Annotated in this window: 19 protein-coding genes; 9 read left to right on the forward strand and 10 right to left on the reverse strand. The window is 62.8% G+C overall.

Annotated elements, in window-relative coordinates; translation table 11 throughout:
* Positions 1-2: 2 nt before the first annotated feature.
* Genes IF809_RS29365 through IF809_RS29380 form a run of 4 tightly spaced genes read right to left on the reverse strand, consistent with a single transcriptional unit; the run spans position 3 to position 4,714 of the window.
* Complete coding sequence (locus IF809_RS29365) at positions 3-1,091, reverse strand: NAD/NADP octopine/nopaline dehydrogenase family protein (protein WP_462839298.1); 1,089 nt, start codon at positions 1,089-1,091, stop codon at positions 3-5.
* Positions 1,088-2,614, reverse strand: a complete 1,527-nt coding sequence (locus IF809_RS29370; RefSeq protein ID WP_462839299.1) for a class I adenylate-forming enzyme family protein — start codon at positions 2,612-2,614, stop codon at positions 1,088-1,090. The genes IF809_RS29365 and IF809_RS29370 overlap by 4 nt, the downstream gene beginning before the upstream one ends.
* 2 nt (positions 2,615-2,616) lie before the next feature.
* Positions 2,617-3,906, reverse strand: coding sequence for an acyl-CoA dehydrogenase family protein (locus IF809_RS29375; protein WP_462839300.1), 1,290 nt, complete (start codon positions 3,904-3,906; stop codon positions 2,617-2,619).
* 7 nt (positions 3,907-3,913) lie between these two features.
* Positions 3,914-4,714, reverse strand: coding sequence for an alpha/beta fold hydrolase (locus tag IF809_RS29380; RefSeq protein ID WP_462839301.1), 801 nt, complete (start codon positions 4,712-4,714; stop codon positions 3,914-3,916).
* Positions 4,715-4,926: 212 nt separating this feature from the next.
* Between IF809_RS29380 and IF809_RS29385 the strand changes: the two genes are divergently transcribed.
* The 4 genes from IF809_RS29385 (at position 4,927) to IF809_RS29400 (ending at position 10,322) form a co-directional block, all read left to right on the forward strand.
* Positions 4,927-5,688: an SDR family NAD(P)-dependent oxidoreductase gene (locus tag IF809_RS29385; RefSeq protein ID WP_462839313.1), complete on the forward strand. Its 762-nt coding sequence runs from the start codon at positions 4,927-4,929 to the stop codon at positions 5,686-5,688.
* Between the two features lie 41 nt (positions 5,689-5,729).
* A complete protein-coding gene (locus IF809_RS29390) occupies positions 5,730-6,566 on the forward strand; it encodes an enoyl-CoA hydratase family protein (RefSeq protein WP_462839302.1) in 837 nt (278 codons plus the stop codon).
* 98 nt (positions 6,567-6,664) lie between these two features.
* Positions 6,665-9,016 (forward strand): bifunctional salicylyl-CoA 5-hydroxylase/oxidoreductase, encoded by a 2,352-nt coding sequence (locus IF809_RS29395; protein WP_462839303.1) that lies wholly within the window; start codon positions 6,665-6,667, stop codon positions 9,014-9,016.
* Between the two features lie 55 nt (positions 9,017-9,071).
* Positions 9,072-10,322 (forward strand): flavin-dependent oxidoreductase, encoded by a 1,251-nt coding sequence (locus tag IF809_RS29400; RefSeq protein WP_462839304.1) that lies wholly within the window; start codon positions 9,072-9,074, stop codon positions 10,320-10,322.
* Positions 10,323-10,331: 9 nt separating this feature from the next.
* Here the strand turns inward: IF809_RS29400 and IF809_RS29405 are convergent, their stop codons facing one another.
* Positions 10,332-10,790, reverse strand: coding sequence for a cupin domain-containing protein (locus IF809_RS29405; protein ID WP_128965060.1), 459 nt, complete (start codon positions 10,788-10,790; stop codon positions 10,332-10,334).
* A gap of 30 nt (positions 10,791-10,820) precedes the next feature.
* Positions 10,821-11,993, reverse strand: a complete 1,173-nt coding sequence (locus tag IF809_RS29410) for an ABC transporter substrate-binding protein (RefSeq protein WP_462839305.1) — start codon at positions 11,991-11,993, stop codon at positions 10,821-10,823.
* 248 nt (positions 11,994-12,241) lie between these two features.
* On the opposite strand from IF809_RS29410, the gene IF809_RS29415 reads away from it, so the two are divergent.
* The 3 genes from IF809_RS29415 (at position 12,242) to IF809_RS29425 (ending at position 15,067) form a co-directional block, all read left to right on the forward strand.
* Positions 12,242-12,760 carry a MarR family winged helix-turn-helix transcriptional regulator gene (locus tag IF809_RS29415; RefSeq protein ID WP_164938539.1) on the forward strand — a complete coding sequence of 173 codons (519 nt, stop codon included), beginning with the start codon at positions 12,242-12,244 and terminating at the stop codon, positions 12,758-12,760.
* Positions 12,761-12,895: 135 nt separating this feature from the next.
* On the forward strand, positions 12,896-14,587 hold the full coding sequence (locus IF809_RS29420) for a benzoate-CoA ligase family protein (RefSeq protein WP_462839306.1): 1,692 nt from the start codon (positions 12,896-12,898) through the stop codon (positions 14,585-14,587).
* Between the two features lie 15 nt (positions 14,588-14,602).
* Positions 14,603-15,067: a RidA family protein gene (locus IF809_RS29425; RefSeq protein WP_128965063.1), complete on the forward strand. Its 465-nt coding sequence runs from the start codon at positions 14,603-14,605 to the stop codon at positions 15,065-15,067.
* 14 nt (positions 15,068-15,081) lie between these two features.
* Here the strand turns inward: IF809_RS29425 and IF809_RS29430 are convergent, their stop codons facing one another.
* Complete coding sequence (locus tag IF809_RS29430) at positions 15,082-15,810, reverse strand: CBS domain-containing protein (protein ID WP_128965064.1); 729 nt, start codon at positions 15,808-15,810, stop codon at positions 15,082-15,084.
* Positions 15,811-16,014: 204 nt separating this feature from the next.
* Here IF809_RS29430 and IF809_RS29435 point away from each other — a divergent pair, with 204 nt between their 5' ends.
* A complete protein-coding gene (locus tag IF809_RS29435) occupies positions 16,015-17,850 on the forward strand; it encodes a PHA/PHB synthase family protein (RefSeq protein ID WP_462839307.1) in 1,836 nt (611 codons plus the stop codon).
* Here the strand turns inward: IF809_RS29435 and IF809_RS29440 are convergent.
* From IF809_RS29440 to IF809_RS29450, 3 genes are read right to left on the reverse strand one after another with little or no spacing between them, the layout of a single operon-like run.
* Complete coding sequence (locus tag IF809_RS29440) at positions 17,847-18,806, reverse strand: CHAD domain-containing protein (protein WP_462839308.1); 960 nt, start codon at positions 18,804-18,806, stop codon at positions 17,847-17,849. The two genes, IF809_RS29435 and IF809_RS29440, sit on opposite strands and share 4 nt — an antisense overlap.
* A 25-nt stretch (positions 18,807-18,831) precedes the next feature.
* On the reverse strand, positions 18,832-20,364 hold the full coding sequence (locus IF809_RS29445; protein ID WP_462839309.1) for a bifunctional aminoglycoside phosphotransferase/ATP-binding protein: 1,533 nt from the start codon (positions 20,362-20,364) through the stop codon (positions 18,832-18,834).
* A gap of 11 nt (positions 20,365-20,375) precedes the next feature.
* Positions 20,376-21,359: a zinc-dependent alcohol dehydrogenase family protein gene (locus IF809_RS29450; RefSeq protein ID WP_462839310.1), complete on the reverse strand. Its 984-nt coding sequence runs from the start codon at positions 21,357-21,359 to the stop codon at positions 20,376-20,378.
* A 173-nt stretch (positions 21,360-21,532) separates the two neighbouring features.
* Here IF809_RS29450 and IF809_RS29455 point away from each other — a divergent pair, with 173 nt between their 5' ends.
* Positions 21,533-22,372, forward strand: coding sequence for a universal stress protein (locus IF809_RS29455; RefSeq protein ID WP_462839311.1), 840 nt, complete (start codon positions 21,533-21,535; stop codon positions 22,370-22,372).
* Position 22,373: the final 1 nt, after the last annotated feature.

A 22,373-nucleotide genomic window follows, 5' to 3' on the forward strand; every position in this document is an offset into this window, starting at 1 on the left:
GGTCAGAATCCTTCTCGAAGGAGTGTCTGCAGCTCGGCCTTGTGTAGCTTGCCAAGTCCCAAGGTCTCCAACGTGCGGCCGCCTTGTGCAAAATTCTCGCCGCAGATCGCGCCACCGATCGCTAGGAACGCCTTGGCGAGCGGCGTGGCCACCTCCGCCAGGCCGGCGACGGACACCAGCAGCGACAGCCCGAGCCGCAGATCCTCGCGCATGTAGCGGTGCTCGGTCAGCACGATCCGCTCGCGCCAGTCTCCGGAATCCGTCAGGCGATCATGCGAACCGCGGCCGTACATCCAGATCTCGCCTTTCTTGGCGTAGTGATGGGCGAGCGGAAAATGCGGCGCGCCATATCCAAGCGCCTCGCGCACGGCAATCCGCTCGGCGTCGAGCGCATCCGTCACCCGCCGGATCGCGGCCTGCGTTCCCTCCTTGTGGATGTCCCATCGCTCGAAATGCTCGATCGGACCCGCGTTCATCACGATCAGCGGTGGGTGGATGATGGGGCCCGCATTCATCAGCGCGCCGGACAGCGCGTCACCGCAGGGCTCGATCGCATCGGGGAAGGCGCGTCCGATCACCTCCAGCGCGTAGGGGGCCTGGTGGAGCGGGAAAACGCCGACGGGCAGGCGCTTGGCGCGGATGGTAATCGCGACCTCGAATGGGCCATGCTTGCGGGTCAGCCATGGCAGCGTGCCGGTTTCAGCGAAACTCGCTTCGGCCGGATTGCCGACCTCGCGCACAGCTTGCGCGAAGATCATCGAGCCGAATGTGGCGGGCGGCAGAAACACGACTTGGCCGTCTCGCAGGTGAGGGGCAAGCAGGCGGGCGATATCTGGCTGAGCAAAGGCAGGAGCGGGACACAGGACCAATTCGACTCCGCTTACGGCTTCGGCGATGTCGGTGGTTACGACCGCCAGCTGGACGTCGTGACGCCCCGTGTGGTCCTTCACAACGATCCGCGAGCCGGCGGCCCGGTGTGCCTCGACCTGCTCTGTGTCGCGGCGCCAGAGCCTGACCTCATGCCCCGACAGCGCAAAATCGCCGGCGGCCGCGAAAGAGCCGTTTCCCCCACCTAGAACCGCGATCTTCAAGATGCTTCTCCTTGCGCGCGCGATTGCGCATCAAGCTGCTTGAGCAGGAAGTGCTGAACCTTGCCCAGCGCAGTGCGCGGCAGATCAGCGACGAAAATGATGTCACGCGGAACTTTGTAGCGGGCGAGCTGAGCCTCAAGATGCATTCTCAGCTCCTCTGCTTCAAGGCGGCAGCCGGATCGTCGGATGACATACGCGACTGGGACTTCGTCCCAGCGCGGGTCTGGCCTTCCGATTACGGCGCACTCGCTGACATCTGGATGTTCCAGCAGGACACGCTCAACCTCGGCGGGGTAGACGTTCTCGCCGCCGGAAATGATCATGTTCTTCTTGCGATCGCGAACCCAGAAAAAGCCGTCGGGGTCACACAGCCCGATATCCCCCGTGCGATACCAGCCGTCGTGTAGTGCCTCGCGCGTTGCGTCCGCGTTGCCCCAATATTCGAAGAATACGTTGGGACCGCGTACCGCTATTTCGCCGGGCGTTCCTGCCGGCACGTCACTGCCGGCCTGATCGATCACCCTGGCTTCGCAGCACAGGCCGGCGAGTCCGGTCGATCCCGCGCGCGACAAGTCACCGCCCAGACGCGTGTAGACCGCGATCGGGCAGGTTTCGGTCGAGCCGTAAACCTGGAGCACGGGCACGCCGCGCGCGACGAAGCGGTCGATCAGGTGCGGCGGCACAATGGTGGAGCCGGTGGCGACGGCTTTCAGTGACGACAGATCAGTCGCTGCCCAGGCGGGGTGCTCGCTGACGGCTTGGATGATTGCTGGCACCATCACCGTCAAGCTCGGCCGTTCCCGTTCGATCGCGGCGAGCGCTGTATCGGGCGCAAAACGGGCATGAATAGTAACGGTGGCGCCAAGCTGAAGCGCCGCGGTCGTCTGGATGTTGAGCCCGCCGACATGGAAGAACGGCAGCACCGTCAGCACGTGATCGTCAGAGGTCATGTTGTGCATGTGCTGGCTCATGACGCCGTTCCAGAACAGCGCCTCCTGACGCAGCACCGCGCCTTTTGGCCGACCGGTCGTGCCTGACGTGTAAACGATGAGCAACGGGCAGGAGAGATCGGTGTGCGGGTTGCGTCCACTGCCTTCGTTGCGCATCAGAAGACGTTCGAACGGTATGCCCTCCGGTGGCGCAAAATCGAAGCCGACGACGGCAGTGCCCCGCGAGAGTTCGGGAAGAACGCCCTCAAAGGCCTGCTCGAGCACAAGCACCTTGGCGCCCGCATCGCTGAGGATGAAGAGCTGCTCGGCGACCGCCAGCCGCCAGTTCAGGGGTACCAGCATCGCGCCAAGCCGTGCGCAGGCATAGAGCAGGACCAAATAGTCCGGCCGGTTCAGGCTCAAGATCGCGACGCGGTCACCGCGACCGACACCAAACTCCTGCTTCAGGGCTGTGGCAGTCCGCTCGATGCGCTCGGCAAACGCGGCATAGCTCAGCCGTTCGCTTTCGAAGGCAATGGCTGTCTTGGTCGGCGAAAACGCCGCGTTGCGATCGATCAGACTACAGAGATCCACCGTCAATCATCCGTTTCGCCGGCCTCATACAGCGCCTCGCGACCGATCCGGTCGACGCAGAGCTCAGCCGTCCAGGGCAGCATCAGCGAGCCGCAGCGGCTGTCGCGATAAATGCGCTCCAGCGGTAGCGAGCGGAGCATCGCCTGCCCGCCGCAGGTGCGGATCGCGAGCGCGGCGAGCTCATTGGCGCCTTCCATCACCGAATATTGCGCGGCATAGGCGCGCAGCACCTGCTCCTTGCTCGGATTGGCACGCGCCTCGGTGACGGCCTGGAACCAGATCGCCTTGATCTGCTCGAGCTTGATCTGCATCTGCGCGACCGCGATCTGCTTGGTCGGGTACATCCGGCGCTTGGCCGGCGGCATGCCCGGCACCTCGCCTCGCAGATAACGCACCGTAAAGTCGTAAGCGGCTTGCGCAAGGCCCATATAGGTTGGTGACAGGGTCAGGAACATGTGTGGCCAGCGCATTGCGGCCTGGAAATAGACCCCGCGCGGCATCAGCGCGGAATCCTCAGGTACAAACACGTCCTTGAACAATAGCGTTCGCGAGACCGTTCCGCGCATGCCGAGCGGATCCCAATCGCCGACGACGGAAACGCCTTGCGACTTGGCCGATATCGCGAGGTAGAGCGTATTGCGACGTGAGGCCTTTTCGCCTTCCTCGATCTCCGTACAGAGCACGCCGTAATAGTCCGCATGGCCCGACAGCGATGCAAAGATCTTCTTGCCGTTGACGATCCAGCCGCCATCGACAGGCTTTGCCTCCGTGCCGAAGGCAACGCCGCCAGCCGCTGCCGCGCCGCCCTCAGAAAAGGGTTGCGAGTAGATGGCGCCATCTTCGACGATGCGCTTGTAATGGATCGCACGCCGCCGCTCATGCTCGGCGCGGGTCTCTGCGTCCATATCGAGGTCATCAGCCAGGGGCCCGGACCACAGCGTCGAACAGACATGCATGTTCCATGTCAGCGCGGTCGCGCCGCAATAGCGGCCGATCTCCGCGGCAGCCAGTGCGTAAGTCTGATAATCGGCGCCCAGCCCGCCGTGTTTTTTGGGGACAGCGATGCCGAGCAGGCCGGCGCGATGCAGGTCGCGATAGTTCTCAGTCGGGAATACGGCCTCACGATCGTATGCGGCGGCGCGGCCGGCGAAGACGCTCTGGCCGATCTCACGCGCCCGCGCAACGATGGCGGCTTGCTCCTCGCTCAGGCGGAAGGCCACGGGATCGAAGATCGGCGCATCCAGCGCGACCTTGTCGGTGGTGCCGATGGTCTTGCTGACTTGCATGGTCATGACGCAGTCACCCCTGTTTTGTGGCAATCGGATCGACGAAGCTGCTGAGCGCTTTGTCGAAGGCATCTGGTCGTTCAAGGTTGGCGAGATGGCCGACGCCGGGCAGTTCGGCATATTCGGCCGCGGGAATGTAGGTCGCCATCTTCGCCATCATCGGGGCGGGCGCATTGTTGTCCTTGGAGCCGGACAGCAGCAGGGTCGGTACGGTAATGTCCTTGAGCGTGCTGCGCTGATCGAACCCGATCAAGGCGAGCATCATGGCGCGATAGCTTGCTTCGGGCACACTTGCCATGCACTCGCGCGCAAGCTCCATTCCCTTGGGATCGGGATCATCGCCGACGAGCTCCCTCACCAGAGAAGGCGCCAGCGACCTCATGGTCTCGCCGCGATTGAGCGGGCCCAGCCGTGCCTCAAGGAACGATTTCTGCCAGTCGCCATCGGCCTTGCCGAATGCCGGGCTGGTTTGCGCGAGGACAACGGCGCGGGCGAGTTTCGGCGATTGCGTCAGCCATTTCTGGACGATCATGCCCCCTATGGAATGGCCGACCAGAATGGGCTTAGCAGCGCCGATCTGATCAATGAATTGCTGGAGTGCACCAGCCAGGGCAGCGATACTGACGCTGGCGAGCGGGGCCGAGCCGCCATAGCCCGGCATGTCCCATGCGATCGCGCGAAAACGACCGCCGAATGTCGCAAGCTGCTGCCGCCAGGCCCGCGCTGCGCCGCCAATGCCATGCAGGAAAATCAGGGGTGTCGCGCCCGGATTGCCCGTGGCTTCATAAGCGAAACGTCCGTCCCTTGTTATCATTGGCGCTAGCTGCGACACGCGACATCCTTTTGCTGGGCCGGCCGATGCTAACAGCCTTGAGGGGGATGGGAAGCGATAATTTTATGCTTAAAGCAATTTTCGGACCGGTCTCTCGCCAGATGGTTCGCGGCATCGGTCCGCGCTTTCGTTGCAAAAATTTGAAGGTTAAAATATATCGGGGAGACGGTCAGCAGATCTTGAGGAGCAAGCGCATGTCCGGATTGCCGCATTCGCCGCATGCGCTGGTGACCGGTGGGGGGCGCGGCATTGGCCGCGCGATCGCGGCGGCCCTTGTTGGCGCAGGCGCCACAGTGACGGTGCTTGGCCGGAATGCGGCAACCCTCGACGAAGCGGTCAACGCAGGTGCCGCGCATTTTGCGGCAGTTGCTGATGTTTCAGACGAAATCTCTCTGAACGCAGCCCTCGCGGAAGCCCAGGCGCGGAAGCCGATCGACATCCTGATTGCCAACGCCGGCAGCGCCGAATCCGCGCCCTTTGCGAAATCGGACAGTGCCCTTTTTGCGCGCATGATGGACGTCAATTTCCTGGGTGTTGTCCATGCCATTCGTGCCGTACTGCCGGGGATGAAGGATCGCCCCTATGGGCGCATCGTCGCCATTGCGTCAACGGCAGGCCTCAAGGGCTATGCGTATGTGAGTGCGTACGCGGCGGCGAAACACGCCGTACTCGGTCTTGTGCGTTCGCTGGCGCTCGAAATGGCGGGGAGCAACGTTACTGTGAATGCGGTGTGCCCCGGCTTCACGGACACTGATCTGGTTGCCGGCAGTATCGACAACATCGTGAAGAAGACCGGACGAAGTCGGGAGCAGGCGATCGCCGAGCTCGCCAAGCACAATCCGCAGGGGCGCCTGATCACGCCGCGAGAGGTCGCCAATGCAGTCCTCTGGCTGTGCAGCGAGGACGCTGGAGCGATCACTGGACAGGCGATTGCGGTCGCCGGTGGCGAAATCTAGCGCGTTGCCCGGGCGTGGACCAAGGAAGCTAAGGAGATCGTATGAGCAGACCAGCCAATCCCGTCACCGTGCCGCTCGCGGATTATTCGCCGCAGCACTTCCTCCTGGCCGTGGTTGAGGGAGTTGCCACGGTAACGCTCAATCGTCCGGAACGGAAGAATCCCCTGACGTTCGAGAGCTATCGCGAGCTAACGGACTTCTTCCGCGCTTGCGCCTTCGACGATGCGGTCAAGTCGATCGTGGTGACCGGTGCCGGCGGCAATTTTTCGTCCGGCGGCGATGTGTTCGAGATCATCGGCCCGCTGGTGAAAATGGACACCAAGGGGCTGACGGCGTTCACGCGGATGACCGGTGATCTCGTCAAGGCGATGAGGGCCTGCCCACAGCCGGTCGTCGCCGCCGTCGAGGGCATCTGCGCCGGGGCTGGCGCGATCATTGCCATGGCGTCCGATATGCGGCTCGCGGCGAGCGGAGCCAAGGTGGCATTTCTGTTCAACAAGGTGGGACTTGCCGGCTGCGACATGGGGGCCTGCGCGATCCTGCCGCGGATCATCGGCCAGTCCCGCGCCTCCGAGCTCCTGTACACGGGTCGGTTCATGACGGCGGAGGAGGGCGAGCGCTGGGGCTTTTTCAGCCGCATCGTCACGCCGGAGCAGGTGCTGCCCCAGGCGCAGTTGCTGGCCAAGCAGGTCGCGGAAGGGCCGACCTTTGCCAACACCATGACCAAGCGGATGCTGGCGATGGAATGGGCGATGTCGGTCGAGGAGGCGATCGAGGCGGAGGCTGTTGCTCAGGCCTTGTGCATGACGACGGCCGATTTCGAGCGCGCTTTCGAGGCTTTCGCCAACAAGGTCAAGCCGGTCTTCAGGGGCGATTGAGCGGCGGCCCTTGAGCACCGCTGCCTGAAACGGGGACTTGCCAGAAATTATTTTAGGCTTAAAATAGTTTCCTGCCCGGGTAAACTGGCGAGGCTCCCATGAAAGTTGCGATCATCGGTGGTGGACCTGCAGGTCTTTACGCTGCGATCCTGCTCAAGAAGCAGCGCCCGAGCGCCGACATCAGCGTGTATGAGCGCAACCGGGCCGACGATACCTTCGGCTTCGGCGTGGTGTTCTCGGACGCAACGCTGGACAATTTCGAAAAGCATGACCTGCCGAGCTACCGCCGCATCACCCAGGAATTTGCCTATTGGGACGATATCGCCGTGCATTTTCGCGGCACGGTACACCGCGTCGGCGGCAACGGCTTTTGCGGCTGCTCCCGGCAAAAGCTGCTCCTGATCCTCCAGGAGCGCGCGCGCGAGCTCGGTGTCAGCCTGCATTTCGAAGTGGATATCGACGACGAGGCTCGCTTTGCTGATGCCGATCTCGTCTTGCTCGCCGACGGCGTCAACAGCCGTTTTCGCGAGAAATATGCCGAGCACTTCCAGCCGGGAGTCGACCTCCGCGCCAACAAGTTCGCATGGATGGGCTCGACCAGGCCGCTTGATGCCTTCACCTTCATCTTCCAGGAGACGGAGTGGGGGCCCTTTATCGCCCACGCCTATCAATACGAAGCCGGGCATTCGACCTGGATCTTTGAAACCGATCCGGACACGTTTGCGCGCGCCGGCCTGACGGGGCTCAATGAGACTCAGTCCGCCGCGCGGATGGCCGATATTTTCGGGTGGTTTCTCGATGGGCACAAGCTGCTCACCAACCGCTCGATGTGGCGCAACTTCCCGATGATCCGCAGCAAACGCTGGGTCAAGGACAACATGGTCCTGCTGGGCGACGCCAAGGCGAGCGCGCATTTCTCGATCGGTTCCGGGACCAAGCTGGCAATGGAAGATGCGATCGCGCTGGCAGAGGCGATGGCCAAGGCGCCTGGCATCGACGCCGCCCTCGAGGTTTATGAGCACGGCCGCCGCGAGGAGGTCGAGAAGACCCAGCACGCCGCCGACGTCTCTTTGGTTTGGTTCGAGCACGTCGACCGGTTCTGGGATTTCGATCCCGTGCAATTCGCCTTCGGCGTGATGACGCGCTCGAAGGCGATCACATATGACAATCTGAAGCTCCGCGCGCCGGATTTTGTGGCCGAAGTCGATAAATCCTTTGCCAGACAAGTGCGGAGCAGCGGCTTCGACGTCGACATCGAGACGCCAGCGGTGCCGCTGTTTCAGCCATTCCGGTTCCGCGAGATGGAGGTCGCCAACAGGGCGGTGATGTCGCCGATGTGTATGTACTCGGCCAAGGAGGGGGTGCCGACCGACTTCCATCTGGTGCATTACGGATCCCGCGCGATTGGCGGCGCAGGCCTGATCTTCACCGAGATGACCTGCGTCAGTCATGATGCCCGGATCACGCCGGGCTGCGCCGGGTTGTGGAACGACGAGCAGGAGAGAGCGTGGCGCCGGGTCGTGGATTTCGTCCATGCCAACTCCGCGGCGAAGATCTGCCTGCAACTCGGGCACGCGGGGCGCAAGGGCGCGACCAAGCTGATGTGGGACGGCATCGATCGCCCGCTGGATGAAGGCGGCTGGGACGTGGTCTCAGCATCGCCGCTGCCCTATTTCCCCGACAGCCGGGTGCCGCGCGAACTTGACCGCGCCGGGATGGTTGCGGTGCGAGATTCTTTCGTCGCGGCGGCCGAGCGCGGCGAGCGCTGCGGCTTCGACATGCTCGAGCTGCATTGCGCTCACGGCTATCTGCTCGCGAGCTTCATCTCGCCGCTGACGAACGCGCGTACCGACGAGTATGGCGGCTCCCTCGAAAATCGCCTGCGTTTCCCGCTTGAGATTTTCGAGGCTCTGCGGGCGGTGTGGCCGAAGCACAAGCCGATGTCGGTGCGTATTTCCGCAACCGATTGGGCCGATGGCGGCATCACGGGCGACGATGCGGTGGCTATTGCCCGGGCCTTCGCTGAGGCCGGCGTCGATCTCGTCGACGTGTCGACCGGCCAGACCGTGTGCGATGCGCAGCCGGTCTACGGGCGGATGTTCCAGACACCGTTCTCGGATCAGGTCCGCAACGAGGCGCGGGTGGCCACCATGTGTGTCGGCAATATCACGACTGCGGATCAGGCCAATACCATTTTGGCGGCCGGCCGGGCCGACCTGGTTGCCCTTGGTCGGCCACATCTCGTCGACCCCTTCTTCACCATGAAGGCGGCGGCCTGGTATGGCGCAAACGAGGCGTTCTGCCCACCGCAATATCTGCCAGGAAAGGAGCAGATTTTCCGCAATAGCGTCCGCGACCGGCAGGATCTCGAGGAGCTTAGGATTAAGGCTAAGCCAAAGACGCGGGCCGAGCTCAAGGCGGAGGCGACAAAGCCGCTTGCAGCGGAGTGACCGCCCGTGCGACCTTAACCCCATTGCCTGGCGTATTCGAGTGGAGTTGAGGGCGATGAAGGCGATTATCGTCGGTGGTGGTATTGGTGGTCTCACCACGGCCTTGATGCTGCGGGCTCGCGGCATCGGTTGCGAGATTTTCGAGCAGTCCGATACGATCCGCGAGCTTGGCGTTGGCATCAACACGCTTCCGCACGCCATGCGCGAGCTCGCCAGCCTTGGCCTGCTGGAAAAGCTCGATGAGGTCGCGATCCGGACCGACCAGCTCTATTACCTCAACCGCCATGGCCAGGAGGTCTGGCGCGAAGCCCGCGGCATCGACGCCGGTCACGACGTGCCGCAATTCTCGATCCACCGAGGCCGCCTCCAGGGCGTCATCCATCACGCCGTCGAGGAGCGGCTTGGCGCGGAGGCCATCCACACTGGTTGCCGGCTCGGTGCTTTCACGCAAGATGAGGCTGGCGTCACCGCCTATTTCTTCGACCGCACCGGCGCGCACATCCACACCGCGCGCGGTGATATCCTAATTGGCGCCGACGGCATTCACTCGCGGGTCCGCGACACGCTGTTTCCGAACGAGGGGCCGCCGTGCTGGAACGGCCTGATGCTCTGGCGGGGTGCGCGTGACTGGCCGCTGTTCCTGACGGGCAAGTCGATGATTGTGGCCGGGGGGCTCAATGCCAAGGTGGTGATCTATCCGATCGCGGAGGGTTCAAGCTCGGTCAGCCGTCTCACCAATTGGGCAGTGCTGGTGAAAGTGGGCGAGGGCAACGCGCCGCCTCCACGCAAAGAAGACTGGTCGCGCCCGGGCCGGCGCGAGGAGCTGATGCCGCATGTGACGCGCTTCTCCGTTCCTTATATCGACGTGAAGAGCCTGATCTCGGCAACGCCCGAATTCTACGAATACCCGACCTGCGACCGCGACCCCTTGCCCTATTGGTCATCAGGTCGCGTCACGCTGCTCGGCGATGCCGCGCATCCCATGTATCCGGTGGGATCCAATGGCGCCTCGCAGGCGATCCTCGACGCGCGCTGCCTCGCGGATGCTTTGGTGCGCGCCGAACATCCACGACAGGCGCTCATGGAATACGAGAAGAAGCGGCTGCCGATGACCGCGGAGATCGTCCGCTCCAACAGGCGCGGCGGCCCGGAGGGCGTCATCGACGCCGTCGAGCAGCTCGCGCCTGACGGCTTTGACAACGTCGACAACGTTCTGAGCTATTCGCAGCGCGAGGCGATCGTGCGCGGCTATGCCACCAAGGCCGGGTTCGCGGCGGTGCCAGGCCTCGCAGCGGTGCGCGCCTGACGCCAGGGTTTAGCTGGCCCCGGGCGGCGGCGGCAGGAAATGGATGTTGAATTCAGCGGCCATCGCCACCACGTCCTCCGGCTTCTGTTCCTTCATATTGTGAAGGCCCCAGAACAGGTCGAACAGCTTTTTGGTCGGCGACACCCAGAACAACACTTTTGCGGTCTGGTCCGACTTGTTGAAGATGCCATGTGGGACGCCCATCCCGAGCCGGATCAGATCGCCGGGGGTTGCCTGTGCCTCTGAATTGCCGAGCACGAAGTCGAGCTTCCCCTCCAGCATGTAGAGGTACTCATCTTGATCGGGATGGATGTGCGGCGGCACGAACGTGCCCGGTGGCAACGTCGCATGCCAGGAGAAGCTGTTTTCGGCGCAGCTCTTGGGCACATAGGTCTGGCCGAGGATGTTCCAGGAAATGCCCTGGATTCCCTCATTGGCCCGCGTGATGCCGGTGATTTCGCTCTTCATTGCAGTCCTCCCTGAACGCGACCCGCGCTCCTAGTTTGCCTTGCAGTCCTTGGCGTAACGGTCGCCATAATTCTCAAAAACCTTCTGGACAATCTCCGTCTGGAATTTGCCGTCCGGACGCTTGGCGACCTTGGTCAGGTAGAAGTCCTGAATCGGATAGCCGTTGGTGTTGAACTTGAACGACCCGCGTAGCGAGGTGAAGTCCGCCTTCTTCAGTGCAGCCGCAATCGCCTCCTTGTTTGAGAGATCGCCCTTTACGCTCTTGACCGCGCTATCGATCAGCATGGCAGCATCGTAGGCCTGGAAGGCATAGGTGCCTGGCACGCTGTTGTAGGCGGCCTCATAGGCCGCGACGAACTTCTTGTTCTGAGGATTGTCGAGATTGGGCGCCCAGTTCGCGCCGCCGAACATGCCAACGGCCGCATCCTGCTGTGCCGGCAAGGTCGATTCATCCACCGTGAAGGCTGACAGCACCGGAATGCTGTCGGCCAGACCTGCCTGCTTGTACTGCTTGACGAGATTGACGCCGAGGCCGCCCGGCATGAACGTGAACAGCGCGTCGGGCTTCTGCGAGGCGATCTTGGAAAGCTCCGGCTGGAAATCAAGCGTGTTCAGCGGCATGTAGGACTCTTCGACGATCTCGCCCTTGTAGTCCAGCTTGAAGCCCGCGACCGAATCCTTGCCGGCCTGATAGTTCGGCACCATCACGTACATCCGCTTGTAGCCGCGATCCTGCGCGACTTTGCCGAGGATTTCGTGCACTTGGTCATTCTGGTAGGAGGTCACATAGAAGAACGGGTTGCAGTCCTTGCCAGCGAAGGTCGACGGGCCGGCATTGGGGCTAATCAGGAATGTCTTGGATTCGGTGACCGGACGGTGGATCGCCTGCAGGATGTTGGAGAAGATCGGACCGACGACGAAGTCGACCTTCTCGCGCTCAAGCAGCCCCTTGACTTTGGTCACGGCCGCGTCGGGTTTCAACTCGTCATCGACAACGACCACGTCGACATCGCGGCTGCCCATCTTGCCGCCGAGATCCTTGACCGCAAGCGCAAAGCCGTCGCGAACCTGCTGACCGAGCGCAGCGGCAGGGCCCGATAGTGTCACGATCACGCCGAGCTTGATCTTGTCCTCGGCGAGGGCAGGGCGCATGGCGGTGCCGAGCAGAAACGCGGCCGCGGCCAAGGTCAGTTGCGTCTTCATGATCTGTCCCCCCGTAATATCGGGCTTGCGCTGCAAGCCGCGTACGTCGATCCGAGCTTATGCCGATGACGGCTGCCGCGGCAAGCAAGCTTGGGAGGTCGCCATCGTATGGGCGCGGCGCATGCAAGCCCCGCGCCAATTACTTGAAGCCTAAACAAATTCGCCTGCGATCGATTGTTGCAGCTTTGGGCTTGCGGCCGGCGCTGATTTATTTGAAGCTCAAAACGTTGGGAAGCCTGCCGGCGCCCATGCCAGCGGGGAATGATCGCATCGAGATGCTCGATTCCGAGACCAAGGCCGTCGAAACGCCCGAGGACCACGCCGACGAGCTCCGGCTGTGGTTGCGTCTGCTGACCTGCACGACCCTGATCGAGGGCGAAGTTCGCGGTCGCTTGCGGCAACGCTTCGACGTCACGTTGCCCCGCTTTGACCTGATGGCGCAGCTCGACAAGGCCCCCGATGGCATGACGCTGTCGGACGTCTCCAAGCGCATGATGGTGTCCAACGGCAACGTCACCGGGCTCGTCGAACGCCTCGTGGAATCCGGCCATCTCGACCGCCGCACCTCGGAGACGGACCGCCGCGTCCAGGTGATCCGCCTCACAAAACTCGGTCGCGCCGAATTTCGCCGGATGGCTGCGGAACATGAAACCTGGATCGCCGATCTGTTCGCCGATCTGACGCCAAAAGACGTGCGCGAGCTCATGCGGCTGCTGGCCAAGACCAAGGCCTCGGCGCAGAAATCGGCCGCGCGCCGCCGGCCCTAGGCGCCCCTCAATCCCACTTTGCCGTACGAAAATGCATGGGATGCCCAAAATCCGCTATTGCGCGAAATTGTTTTAAGCCTAAAATGTTTTCCAGTAAGTGCTGCCGGGTGCTTTCCATGCGCAAAGGAGCGTGCGATGGCCAACGCCGCCAAGGTTCAAGTCTCGGGCTCGCATGACGCAAACGCTGCGACCGCCCATGTCGACACATTCGCGCGGCAGCATCTGCCGCCGCCCGAGCTCTGGCCGGAGTTCATCTTCACGCGGCCGGAGTTGCAATATCCATCCCGATTGAACTGCGTCAGCTACTTTCTCGACCGGTGGGTCGAGCAGGGGCGCGGGGAGGAGCCGTGCGTCATCAGTCCCGCCGTCAGCTATACCTATCGCGAACTGCAAGCGCTGGTGAACCGCATCGCCAATGTCCTGGTCAGCAAGCTCGGCCTTGTAACCGGAGGGCGCGTGCTGCTGCGCTCGGCCAACAATCCGATGATGGTCGCAACTTATCTTGCGGTGATCAAAGCCGGCGGCATTTGCGTGGCGACGATGCCGCTGCTGCGCGCCAAGGAGCTGTCCTATCCGATCCAGAAGGCGGAGATTGCGCTTGCCCTCTGCGACGGCAAGCTCTCCGAGGAAATGGAGAAGGCGAAGCAGGCTGCGCCTGGACTGAAGCGCGTGGTCTATTGGGGCAATGGTGCTCCCGACTCGCTCGAGGCTTTGATCGCCGATGCGAGCCCGGAGTTTAGGGCGGTCGATACGGCTTCCGACGACATCTGCCTGATCGCATTCACATCCGGAACAACCGGCGATCCCAAGGGCACCATGCATTTCCACCGCGACATGCTGGCGGTGTGCGATGCTTACGCGCGGAACATCCTGCGGGCCGAGCAGAACGATCGTTTCGTTGGCTCCGCGCCGCTTGCTTTCACGTTCGGCTTCGGCGGCGTGCTGTTTCCAATGCACATCGGCGCCTCCTTCGTCGTGCTCGAGAAGACGACGCCCGATGAGATCCTGGCGGCAATCGAACAATACAAGACCACCGTCTGCTTCACAGCTCCGACCGCGTATCGCGCCATGATCAGCAAGCTCTCCGGCCGCGACATTTCATCGCTGCGAAAGTGCGTCTCCGCCGGTGAGACGTTGCCCAAGGCGACCTTCGATGCCTGGCTAAAGGCCACGGGCATCAAGCTGATGGACGGCATTGGCTCGACGGAGCTCCTGCACATCTTCATCAGCGCGACTGAGGAGGAAATTCGTCCCGGCGCGACGGGCAAGCCGGTGCCGGGCTATGAGGCCAAGATCGTCGATGACGACGGCAACGATTTGCCGCCTGGCACGATGGGGAAGCTCGCGGTGCGCGGACCGACCGGTTGCCGCTATCTCGCCGACGAACGTCAGCGCAAGTACGTTCAAAATGGCTGGAATATTACGGGCGATACCTATCTGATGGATAGCGATGGCTATTTCTGGTACCAGTCGCGCTCCGACGACATGATCGTTTCCGCCGGCTACAACATTGCAGGCACTGACGTCGAGGCGGCGCTGCTCACGCACCCCTCCGTTGTCGAATGTGGCGTCGTCGGTGCTCCCGACGAGGCGCGCGGGATGATCGTGAAGGCCTATGTCGTTGCCGCACCCGGGGTGATACCGGACGCAAAGCTTGCAGCCGAGCTGCAGGAGCACGTCAAACGCGAGATCGCGCCGTACAAATATCCGCGGGCGATCGAGTTCGTGACGCAGCTACCGAAGACCGAGACCGGAAAATTGAAGCGCTTTGCCTTGCGTCAATTGGCGCAGGCAGCTGCGGCGTCCTCGGGCGTCGCGGCGGAATGAGATGAGGATCGAAAGTTGTCAGTAACGACGCCGAAAGGCCCCCAACTTGCGGTGCTGCCAGCCGCCACCGGGGATGATTCCAGCCCCAAGTCTCAGGTGCTGCAGCCCTCGGGCTGGCCGATGCCGAAGGGCTATGCCAACGGTATGGCCGCAGAGGGCCGCCTCGTCGTCACGGGTGGTGTGATCGGCTGGGATGCCCAAGAGCGTCTCGCGGACGGCTTTGTCGCCCAGGTGCGCCAGGCCCTCAGCAATATCGCCGAGATTTTGGCCGAGGGGGGTGCGCGGCCCGAACATTTGGTGCGTCTGACCTGGTATGTCGTCGACATGGACGAATACCTGGCGAATCTGAAGGAACTCGGCCAGATCTACCGCGCCATCTTCGGTGCGCACTATCCCGCGATGGCGCTGGTGCAGGTCGTCCGTCTGGTCGAGAGGGCGGCGCGCGTCGAAATTGAAGCCACCGCCGTCATCCCTCTCTGAGCCGTTTCTGGCGCTCAGCTTGCTTTGGCGAGCTCATCGTCCTCGGGCGAGTTCAAATAGACGCCCGACATGGTATCGACCCAGCAAAGATGGTCGTGCACCTTCTTCACGCCCTCCACATTCTCCGCTGCGACGACCGCGGCTTGACGCGAGCGTTCTTCCGTAATGACACCGCTCAGGTGAACAATGCCGTCGCGCACGATGACGTTCAGCCCGAACGGGCACCAGTCGTGCTTCTCCATGGCATCAATGATGCGGCTGCGGATGTGATCATCGTCGGCGGTCGGGTCGGGCACCTCGCGCGCGAGGCCCGCCACTGCCTGCAGCAAGTTGGCGCGTGACACGATGCCGACGACCTTGTCGCCGCGAACCACCGGCAAGCGTTTGACGTTATTCCGCTCCATGAGCTCGACGATCTCGGCGAGCGCGGTATCCTCCGTGATGGTCACAGGCGATGTGGTCATCACCTCGGAAACCTTGCGACCGTGCTCGTGGACGAAGTCGCTGGCGGACGTGCCGGGGCCGAGGATGAAGCTCAGCCAGCGGCCGCGCTTGCGTCCGGTGCCGATCTCGCTTCGGCGGATGAAGTCGCCTTCCGAGACGACGCCGACCAGCTTGCCTCGGTCGTCGACTACGGTGAGGCCGCTGACGTGACGCTTCAGCATGATGTTCGCGGCCTCGACGATGCTGGTGTCGGGCGTGACCGAGATAACCGACCTGGTCATGATCTGGTGGGCGCGCATGGGAAGCTCCGCTGGCTTTTCGAATTTCGATGGTTAAGTCTAGATGGGGCGCCGAGAGAGCGTTTGACGCAGGTCAAGAGCACGAAGCCGGTTGTTGCGGATTTAAGCGATTGTGATCGGCCTCAGAATTGATGCAGCTCAACGCCCCCAAAGCAGGCGGCCATATCCTGCCCCCACATGCGATCAGCAGCGCACGGGAATCCCATGAACGTTGTGCAAATCCTTCCTCTGCCCGATCAGCCGGCGGCCTCCACCGAGCCTGTTGTGGACGTCGCCCGCTCAGTCACGAAAGCCGAGCCAAACGCGGAGAGATCGACCGTCCAGCCGGTGCCGGAGCCCTACCTGCTCGACCGCACGTTCCACGCCTTGCTCGCGCGGTTCACGGGCGGAATTTCGCCGACAGCCTTGCTGCTCGCCTGGCTTGACTGGGGCTGCCATCTTGCAGGAGCTCCACAGCGTCGAATGGAGATCGCTGAGCGGGTGGTTCGTGACACCGGCCGTTTGTTGGAAGCTGCCGCGCACGCGACCTCACCCGCGCAAGAGCCCTGGTCGGTGATCCGGCCGGACGGACGGGATCGCCGCTTCAGGGCGCCGCAATGGGAGGCCGCGCCGTTCAATATTGTTGCGCAGGCCTTTCTGCTCGGAGAGCGCTGGTGGCACGATGCAACGACTGGCGTGCGCGGCGTCTCGCGGGCGAACGAGGCTATCGTCGAATTCTCTGTGCGCCAGATGCTCGACATGCTGGCACCGTCGAATTTCGCAATGACCAATCCGCAGGTGCTGGAGAAGGCGTTCCAGAGCGGCGGGGAGAATTTCGTGTTCGGCGGACAGAACTGGTGCGGCGACCTGATGCGGTTGCTGTCGTCCGCGAAGCCGGGCGGAGACGAACAGTTCGTCGTCGGCAAGACCGTTGCGGTGTCGCCCGGCAAGGTTGTCTACCGTAACGAGCTGATCGAACTGATCCAGTATCATCCCACCACGGCGCAGGTGCGGCCCGAGCCGATCCTGATCGTGCCCGCCTGGATCATGAAATACTATATCCTCGATCTGTCGCCGCAGAACTCGCTGGTCAAATACCTCACCGAACAGGGCTTCACGGTCTTCGCGATCTCCTGGCGCAATCCGGACGCAAGAGATCGGGATGTTGCGTTCGACGATTACCGCAAGCTGGGTGTGATGGCCGCACTGGATGTGATTGGCCGGATCGTGCCGGCACAGAAGATTCACGCGCTCGGTTATTGTCTCGGCGGCACCTTGCTGTCGATCGCTGCCGCCGCAATGGCGCGCGACGGCGACGATCGCCTCGGCACCATCACTCTCCTGGCCGCGCAAACTGATTTCACCGAGGCCGGCGAGCTGACGCTCTTCATCAACGAAAGCCAGGTTACCTTTCTCGAAGACGTGATGTGGCAACGAGGCTACCTCGATACGGCGCAGATGGCGGGCGCGTTCGCGCTGCTGCGTTCGAACGATCTGATCTGGTCGCGGTTGTCGCGTGACTACCTGATGGGCGAAGCTTCGGCGCCGAGCGATCTGATGGCCTGGAATGCCGACGCGACGCGGCTGCCCTATCGGATGCATTCGGAATACCTGCGAAAGCTCTTCCTCAACAATGATCTTGCTGAGGGACGTTATCGCGTCGGCGGCGGAAACATTTCTCTGTCCGACATTCACATCCCGATGTTCGTGGTCGGCACGCTCACCGATCACGTGGCGCCGTGGCGATCCGTCCACAAGCTCCACTATCAGGTCGATGCCGATCTGACCTTCCTGTTGACCAGCGGAGGCCACAATGCCGGCATCGTGGCGCCGCCCGACGAGGCTGGGCACAGCTATCAGGTGATGACCAAGGCCGCGGACGCGCCCTATATCGGCCCGGATGAATGGCTGAAGCTGGCACCGCATGTCGAGGGGTCGTGGTGGCCGGAATGGACCCGCTGGCTCAGCGCGAAATCCGGCGAGTTTTGCGATCCGCCACCGATCGGAAATGGCGAGATTGATGGCCTTCCCGATGCACCGGGCGACTACGTCCGCACTTAAGGCTTGGGCTCGGCATCCGGAGTGATGTCGGAGGGGCGCAAGGGTTTGGCCTTGTCGAGTTTCCGATACGCCATTGAGGCTGTTCGCAGCAACTTCTTTTCGCGCTCGTAGTCGAGAAAACGAATCGCTGCTTCCGGAACGGCCTCCCTCAATGAGGCGGCCAGCGCCTGACCGCGCGCATCATCGTTGAGCTGTCCAAGGGCTTTTTGCGCCTTGCGCAATTGCTTAAGGATCGCCTTTTGCTTCTTCAGCGACTTGTCGGTGAACAGATCCTCCAGCGACTCGATCGAATAAGTCAATCGCTTGTTGAGAATGCGCAGCTTGTGCCGTTTCTCGACGTCGAGCTTGCGCAGCTTCCGGGCCTTCCTCAGCAGCGTCCTTTCCCAATCGGTCAGTTGCACCATGGCGTGGTTGGCGAGCGGACAGCGGCGAAGTCTGATGGCCTCCTTGCTCCGCCTGGTTGACCAGGGGCCGCCCTCGATCCAGCCCGATGTCTGTTCGACCAGACGGCGATATCTTGCCGATTGCAGCGCGCGGGCCAGCAGGCGATGACTTTCGGCGCGCTTGTCGTCCCAGTGCTGGAGTTCGGCGAGCTTGCCGCCGGAGGCCATGCGTTCGATCGCAACATCGAGGTCCCGCACCATGCCGAGCTGGCTGTTCAACCATTTCAATTCGGCCCAGACTTTGGGGCGTAGCGCATCGTCGACCATGGGCGAAAAGAAGCGGATCGCAGTCCGCAGATGGGTCAGGGCGATCCGGATCTGGTGCAACGCGTCCGGATCGCCACGGCATGTGCGGTCGTGCTGGGCGAGCACGGCGGCGAGATGACGGCGGGCAATGATCCGAAAGGCCGTATCGCAGGCCATAGCGGGGCTGAGGCGGCCCGGCCGCCGAACGCGGCCCGCCGGCGGCTTGGCATGGCCGGTGGCCGTCGAACTCGTGGTGGGTCGCGCCATCCTAGCTCGCGCCTATCAGATTGCCTTATTTGCCTTTAGCGATCGCATCCCGGCAGCTTTGGAGCGTCTGCGCTTGTGTTCCGGATGCATCGATGCTCGCCCACCCGACATGCCCGATCTTATAGCGCTCTTGCAATGCGGCAACCTCTTGCGTGGCATCGGAGGCATCGCCGCGCCGGCTGCCGATGCGCGCCTGCCGGGTTGCCAGATCCGCGACGAGGAAGAGTCCGGTGAGAGGCACGTTGCAATCTCGGGCCAGTGCGGCGATGGCCTCTCGCTCGACATCGCGGGCGAACACGCCATCGATGATCACCGAATGGCCCTGGGCCAGCACATGGTGGGCGCGCTCGGCCAATGTTGCGTAAACCCGCTCTGCAAGTTCGGGCGTGTAGGCCGATGGTGGCAGCCGGTCCGTGTCGGCCACCCCGAACATCTGCTTGCGAATGACATCGCTGCGCAACACGACGGCCCCCGGCTGCGGCGCCACCGTGGGCGCGAGCGCCGCTGCCAAAACCGTTTTGCCGGTGCCCGACAGCCCGCCGACCGCGATCAGACGGGGAGCGGGCGGCTGGATCAGCGTTCGGGCAAGGTCAAAATAGCGCCGCGCCTCGTCAAGGATGCGGACATCATCGGAATGTGACTTCAGCCGTGCCAGGGCCACTTGGGCGCGGATCGCGGCGCGAATGGACATGAACAGGGGCAGCGCGCCGAGCGCATCGAGGTTTTCGGACGGCGTCGCGGCAAGATACCGGTTCAGGACAACGTTTGCGGCGAGCGACTGATCGTGGCGCAGCAGGTCCATCAGCGTGAAGGCGAGATCGTAGAGCACGTCGACCGTCGCCATCTGTGCATCGAACTCGATGGCATCGAACAGCACCGGCCGCTGATCAATCAGCACGATATTGGCGAGGTGCAGATCGCCGTGGCAACGGCGCACGAAGCCTCGGCGGCCGCGTTCTTCAAGCAAAGGATGGGTGCGCAGGAATGCATCGTGCGAGGCCCGCGCGAGCTGTTCGATGTCCGCGCCCTGAAGGTCATTGCCAACTCGCAAGCCCGCGCTGTTGCCGTCGATCAGGACAGGAATCGAGGACATCCAAGCCTTGCCGTCGGCAGGCGTCGCCGCCGCGTGCGATGCCACGATTGCGCCGGCAATGGCTGATGCAAGATCCGCGTCGAACGTTCGCGCCTTCGCCAGATGGTCCAGCGTCTGGTTCTCGTCGAAACGAGACATGTCGACGGCGTATTCGATCGCTCGGCCGCGGCCATTGACCTTTACCGATCCGTCCGGCTCCTCGGTGATCGCGACAACACCGTGGTAAATCTGCGGCGCCAGTGGCCGGTTGATCCGGATTTCCTCCTCGCAGGCCGCCTTGCGCTTCTCAAGGCTGGAATAGTCGAGGAAAGGAAACAGCACGGCCCGCTTGATCTTCAAAGCGCGATCGCCATCGAGAAAGACGGAGGCGCCGTGCGTATCGATCCGCGTCACGCCCTGATGTCCAGCCAGTGTCTGGAAGATCCGTTCCTGGATCGTCGTTTGATTGTCCAGCGAAGCAGACATTCCAAGCACCGTCAGGGCGTCAGGACGGCTGCGCCCAGAATCTGGCCGTTCCTCAGCATGCTTAGAACCTCGTTGGCTTGATCCAGCGGAAATGCCGTCGTCTCGGTGCGCACACCGGCTTGTGGTGCGACCTTGAGAAAATCCAGTCCGTCCTGCCGGGTCAGATTGGCGACCGAAACCAATTGCCGTTCCTCCCAGAGCAAATCATATGGAAAGCTCGGGATGTCGGACATATGGATGCCGGCGCACACCACGCGGCCGCCTTTTCGGACGGCGCGCAACGCAGCCGGAACGAGTTCCCCCGCCGGTGCGAAGATAATAGCGGCATCGAGCGGCTCGGCGGGCATTTCGTCGGAAGCTCCCGCCCAGACGGCACCAAGACGTCGCGCCAGGGCCTGAGCGGGGGCATCGCCGCGCCGCGTGAACGCGTAGACGGATCGCCGCTGCCAGATTGCGACTTGTGCAACGATATGGCCGGCCGCGCCGAAGCCGTAAAGGCCTAGTCGCTCTGCGGGACCAGCCAGCACCAGCGAGCGCCAGCCGATCAGACCTGCACACAGCAAAGGCGCAATCTCCACGTCATTGTCGCCTTCGCCGAGCGGAAATGCATAGCGGGCATCGGCGATGGTGTGCGTTGCGTAGCCGCCGTCACGCGTATAGCCGGTGAACAGCGGTGCGTCGCACAGATTTTCCATGCCTTCCCGGCAGTATCGGCATTTTCCGCATGTGAAGCCAAGCCAGGGAATGCCGACCCGGTCACCAAGCGCGTGGGTTGCAACATGAGGACCGACGAGGTCGATCCGCCCAATGATCTCATGGCCGGGCACGATCGGATAGCGAATATCGGGTAGCTCGGCGTCGACGACATGCAGGTCGGTCCGGCATACCCCGCAGGCTCCTATCTTCACCCGGATCTGGCCATCGCCGGGGACCGGGTCTGGCCGCTCCTCCATTCGAAGCCGCGCTCGTGGGGCCGGTAACACCATCGCACGCATAAGTCTCTCCGGGGCGAACCGCTCCGACTGAATACCCATAGAATGACCGAGCGGCCAGTCCTTGACTTTGCTCAACGCCCCTCATCGCTTGCGTCGGAGGGCGTTCGGCGCCTTGACGAGAATCAAGGGAGCTGACGAAAAGCGGCCTATTTTGGCTGGCAAGGAGAATCCCGATGGCCATCAAGGACGTCTTTTTGCCGATTGTCGGTCAGCCGAGTGGGCCTGCGCTCGCCGCAATTGAGAAATGCGTCGCCGTTGCCGCTGACCTCGGTGCCAGAATCACCGGGCTTGCGCTGGAGGACGATGTTTTCGTGCGCCCGAAGGTGGTGTTTCCTGATGGCCCGGAGTCCGCCGAACTCAGCGTTGTGTGCGAGGCGGGCGATATGCAGCAGCTCCTGAATGCATTCACCGAGGCGGCCGCGCGCACTGGTACGCGTGCCCAGAGCCGATCGGGCAGGGTGCCGGCTGACCAGATCGCATCGACCCTCGCGGAGCATGCACGTTTCAGCGATCTCAGCCTAATCCCCGTAAAGGCCCACGATAGCCGAACCGAAAACATCGTAGAATCGTTCCTGTTTGAATCCGGCAGGCCGCTGCTGCTCTGTCCCGAGCAGCACGCGGGCTCGCTGCGGCCGGAATTCGAGCATGTCGTCATCGCCTGGGACCACTCGGCGCGCGCCGCGCGCGCGGTTGGCGACGCTTTGCCGATTATTCAGGCAGCGGCTTCCGTCCGGGTGGTGACCGTGGCGGAGGACAAGACCGAAGCGATCGCGCAGTCGGGCCTCAGTCTTGTCCACCACCTCAGAGAGCATGGGGTCTATGCGTCCTTCGAAACTGTGAAGAGCGGCGGAAGCTCGATCGGCAAGGTGCTAGGGGCTTGGGCGCAGTCCCACGCCATCGACGCCATCGTCATGGGCGCTTATCACCATTCGCGTCTGAATGAGACGGTCTGGGGCGGTGTGACCAAGACTGTCATCGGCCAGCCACCGTGCTGGGTGATGATGTCGCACTAGG

Source organism: Bradyrhizobium sp. UFLA06-24 (assembly GCF_054967145.1).

Excerpts from the sequence above, each read along its gene's own strand:
- IF809_RS29375 (WP_462839300.1), bottom strand. The coding sequence starts at position 3,906 with ATGACCATGCAAGTCAGCAAGACCATCGGCACCACCGACAAGGTCGCG.
- IF809_RS29380 (WP_462839301.1), bottom strand. The coding sequence starts at position 4,714 with ATGATAACAAGGGACGGACGTTTCGCTTATGAAGCCACGGGCAATCCG.
- IF809_RS29385 (WP_462839313.1), top strand. The coding sequence starts at position 4,927 with ATGTCCGGATTGCCGCATTCGCCGCATGCGCTGGTGACCGGTGGGGGG.
- IF809_RS29390 (WP_462839302.1), top strand. The coding sequence starts at position 5,730 with ATGAGCAGACCAGCCAATCCCGTCACCGTGCCGCTCGCGGATTATTCG.
- IF809_RS29395 (WP_462839303.1), top strand. The coding sequence starts at position 6,665 with ATGAAAGTTGCGATCATCGGTGGTGGACCTGCAGGTCTTTACGCTGCG.
- IF809_RS29400 (WP_462839304.1), top strand. The coding sequence starts at position 9,072 with ATGAAGGCGATTATCGTCGGTGGTGGTATTGGTGGTCTCACCACGGCC.
- IF809_RS29405 (WP_128965060.1), bottom strand. The coding sequence starts at position 10,790 with ATGAAGAGCGAAATCACCGGCATCACGCGGGCCAATGAGGGAATCCAG.
- IF809_RS29410 (WP_462839305.1), bottom strand. The coding sequence starts at position 11,993 with ATGAAGACGCAACTGACCTTGGCCGCGGCCGCGTTTCTGCTCGGCACC.
- IF809_RS29415 (WP_164938539.1), top strand. The coding sequence starts at position 12,242 with ATGCCAGCGGGGAATGATCGCATCGAGATGCTCGATTCCGAGACCAAG.
- IF809_RS29420 (WP_462839306.1), top strand. The coding sequence starts at position 12,896 with ATGGCCAACGCCGCCAAGGTTCAAGTCTCGGGCTCGCATGACGCAAAC.
- IF809_RS29430 (WP_128965064.1), bottom strand. The coding sequence starts at position 15,810 with ATGCGCGCCCACCAGATCATGACCAGGTCGGTTATCTCGGTCACGCCC.
- IF809_RS29435 (WP_462839307.1), top strand. The coding sequence starts at position 16,015 with ATGAACGTTGTGCAAATCCTTCCTCTGCCCGATCAGCCGGCGGCCTCC.
- IF809_RS29440 (WP_462839308.1), bottom strand. The coding sequence starts at position 18,806 with ATGGCGCGACCCACCACGAGTTCGACGGCCACCGGCCATGCCAAGCCG.
- IF809_RS29445 (WP_462839309.1), bottom strand. The coding sequence starts at position 20,364 with ATGTCTGCTTCGCTGGACAATCAAACGACGATCCAGGAACGGATCTTC.
- IF809_RS29450 (WP_462839310.1), bottom strand. The coding sequence starts at position 21,359 with ATGCGTGCGATGGTGTTACCGGCCCCACGAGCGCGGCTTCGAATGGAG.
- IF809_RS29455 (WP_462839311.1), top strand. The coding sequence starts at position 21,533 with ATGGCCATCAAGGACGTCTTTTTGCCGATTGTCGGTCAGCCGAGTGGG.